1 protein-coding gene is annotated in these 557 nt (G+C 46.1%); it reads left to right on the top strand.

Features of this window, described 5'->3' with window-relative positions; genetic code table 11:
- Window positions 1-543 (top strand): integrase core domain-containing protein (locus tag ICN46_RS11890; protein WP_216209140.1); only part of this gene is annotated, 543 nt, incomplete at its 5' end.
- Window positions 544-557: the final 14 nt, after the last annotated feature.

Genomic DNA, 557 nt, shown 5'->3' with positions numbered 1-557 from the left:
ATCCCCAAGATGCCCAGAGTTCCACTTGTTGCCCCTACCGAGGCTAACTCGATGTGGGCCTTAGATTTTATGTACGACACCTTGCATTACGGCCGGCCTTTTAGGACCCTGAACGTCATTGACGAATCCAACCGTGAGATCTTGGCTATTGAAATTGATATTAGTTTGCCAGCAGCCAGAGTAGTCAGAACATTGGAGCATCTGGAAGAGATCCATGGTTTACCTCAGGCGATACGTCTGGACAATGGGAGTGAACTGCGGTCTGCCATCTTTATGGGCTGGTGCGAAGAAAAAGGGATTGAACTCAAATTTATCCAGCCGGGCAAGCCTCAACAAAATGCCTTTATTGAGCGGTTTAATAAAACCTATCGTCATGAAGTACTCAATGCGTATTTATTTGAAAACCTCAGGGAGGTACGTGAAATTACAGAAAACTGGATCACCATTTACAACGAAGAAAGACCGCACAGCTCTCTTGGCAGAATATCGCCTAGAGACTATCGAGCACAGGCAGAAAACAACACTTTAGGAATGTCGGCTTGACGGGGGATACTACA

This window comes from Polynucleobacter sp. Latsch14-2 (assembly GCF_018881925.1).
Lineage (GTDB): Bacteria > Pseudomonadota > Gammaproteobacteria > Burkholderiales > Burkholderiaceae > Polynucleobacter.
The sequence above is the reverse complement of the archived record's forward strand: the minus strand, read 5'-3'. Positions and strand labels throughout refer to the sequence as shown.